General features: G+C 66.1%; 1 protein-coding gene. It reads right to left on the reverse strand.

The genetic code is table 11. The annotated features are described in order from the left end of the window. Window positions 1-18: 18 nt before the first annotated feature. Entirely contained in the window at window positions 19-1,209 is a 1,191-nt protein-coding gene (locus ACWD0Y_RS36635; protein ID WP_450264574.1) for an IS110 family transposase, read from the reverse strand. Window positions 1,210-1,447 lie beyond the last annotated feature (238 nt).

The raw sequence follows: 1,447 nt of genomic DNA on the forward strand, positions 1-1,447 counted from the left end.
GATTCCTAATGCTGTTTGTCAAGCAGTGGGAACGGCGGGTGGCACGGTTTCGTAGGTCCGTCCATCGCGCAGGAGGGCCCAGAGGACGTTGACCCGGCGGCGGGCCAGGGCGAGGATGGCCTGGATGTGGCGCTTGCCTTCGGCTCGCTTGCGTTCGTAAAACCGGCGGGAGTCCTCGCAGTGACGGATGCTGAACAACGCGGAGATGTAGAAGACTCGTTGGAGTCGGCGGTTGTAGCGTCGTGGGCGGCGGAGGTTGCCGCTGATCTTGCCGGAGTCGCGAGGAACAGGGGCAACGCCGCCGAAGCCGGCGAGGCGGTCAGGAGTGCCGAAGAGACTCATGTCGCCACCGGTCGCGGCCAGGAACTCGGCACCGAGGATCACGCCCAGGCCGGGCATGCTGGTGATCACTTCGAAGTCCCGATGTTCGCGAAACCGGGCCTCGATCGCCTTGTCGAGTTCGGCGACCTGCTGGTTGAGGGCCATCACTTCCCGCGCGAGCGTGTGCACCATCTGGGCGGTCAGTTTCTCGCCGGGCAGGCTTGTGTGCTGGCGCCCGGCGGCTTCAAGAGCTGTCTCGGCGAGCCGGTCAGAGCGAAGGACCTTGCGGTTGCGCAGCCAGGTCTCGAGCCTCTTCTTGCCTGTCCGGCGGAGAGCGGCCGGGGTCTGGTAGCCGGTCAGCAGCATGAGCGGGCCGGTGTTGGTCAAGTCCAGAGCCCGCTCCAGGCCGGGGAAAATGTCGGTGAGGTGGGCGCGGAGCCGGTTGACGGTGCGGGTGCGGTCGGCGACCAGGTCCGTGCGACGGCCAGTGAGGATCTTGAGATCGGTGACGGTCTCGTCGCCGGTGCGTAAGGGGTGCAGGTCGCGGCGGATGCGGGCCTGGTCGGCGATGACGGCGGCGTCCTTGGCGTCGGTTTTGCCCTCGCCGCGGTAGCCCTCGGAGGCGCGGTGGATGGCCCGGCCGGAGATGTAGTGCACCGGCTGGTCGTGGTTGAACAGGATCGCGATGACCAGGGCGGCTCCGCCGTCGGCCAGGTCGATGCCCCAGGTCACCTCGTCACCCAAGACGAGCACATCGGCGAGAAGTTCGAGGAGTTCGGGTTCGTCGTTGGCGACGCGTCGTGACAGCAGCCGGCGGCCGCTCTCATCGATCGCGACGCAGTGGTGGTGGGTCTTGCCTGCGTCGATACCGGCCCAGATCATGGCCATGTAGTGCCTCCGTGCGGTGTGCTGCTGGTGCCTCCCGACGGACGACCTCGCTGTCGATTCCCTACAGAGCGATCATTCGCAATTCCTAATTGGCAGCCGAGTCGTCGTGGGGCACCGAGCGGCCAATCAGTGGAAGCCACAAACGGCAGAGCCTTTTGAACCACACCCGGCACCCCTGGGCGGGTCAACCATACGAAGGGCTCACCGCATCCCGCAGAACAACGTAGGGAGCCTTTTC

This window comes from Streptomyces altiplanensis (assembly GCF_053591575.1).